Source organism: Neisseria sp. P0008.S010, assembly GCF_051962715.1.
Lineage (GTDB): Bacteria > Pseudomonadota > Gammaproteobacteria > Burkholderiales > Neisseriaceae > Neisseria > Neisseria elongata.
The window spans coordinates 1-483 of sequence record NZ_JBQCVA010000147.1; the positions used below are offsets into that span (position 1 = coordinate 1).

General features: G+C 55.7%; 1 rRNA gene. It reads left to right on the forward strand.

The features are described from left to right. Window positions 1-483 (forward strand): 16S ribosomal RNA (locus ACTHSL_RS12950); the annotation flags it as partial.

Consider the following 483-nt stretch of genomic DNA (forward strand, 5'->3'; position numbering starts at 1 on the left):
AGATGTGTATAAGAGACAGCCTACGGGTGGCAGCAGTGGGGAATATTGGACAATGGGCGCAAGCCTGATCCAGCAATACCGCGTGTGTGAAGAAGGCCTGAGGGTTGTAAAGCACTTTCAATGGGGAGGAAAAAGGTAGTCTTAATACGGCTGCCCTTGACATTACCTATAGAAGAAGCACCGGCTAACTCCGTGCCAGCAGCCGCGGTAATACGGAGGGTGCGAGCGTTAATCGGAATTACTGGGCGTAAAGCGTGCGTAGGCGGCGCGTTAAGCCAGGTGTGAAAGCCCCGGGCTCAACCTGGGAACTGCACTTGGGACTGGCGTGCTGGAGTTTGGGAGAGGGGAGCGGAATTCCGGGTGTAGCGGTGAAATGCGTAGATATCCGGAGGAACACCAGTGGCGAAGGCGGCTCCCTGGACCCAAACTGACGCTGAGGTACGAAAGCGTGGGTAGCAAACAGGATTAGATACCCGGGTAGTC